A 264-nucleotide genomic window follows, 5' to 3' on the forward strand; every position below is an offset into this window, starting at 1 on the left:
GGTTTACAGGGCCGAAAAATCTCCTGTGTTTGGCCACGGAGAGCTTAAGTCTTGTGCATTCGTTGAAGGCATTGAAATCAAGTTTGTCTATAAAAGTGAGTCCGTCCACCTGAAGGATATGGGCTTTGGCCCCGAACTCAACAGGCCTGTTTTCTTTTCCCCTCACAATGGGTCTAAGATAAGGTTTGTGCAGGGAAACTATTCTGTCCTTTAAAGCCGCAGGCGGGTTGTCCAACAAAAACTCCTGCTGGCGGTGAACCTTTT

General features: G+C 47.3%; 1 pseudogene. It reads right to left on the minus strand.

Going from position 1 to position 264, the window contains the following annotated elements:
* Window positions 1–264: pseudogene (locus HMJ38_RS25215) on the minus strand (transposase); the annotation flags it as partial.

The sequence above is a fragment of the Aquiflexum lacus genome (assembly GCF_015476655.1).
GTDB lineage: Bacteria > Bacteroidota > Bacteroidia > Cytophagales > Cyclobacteriaceae > Aquiflexum > Aquiflexum lacus.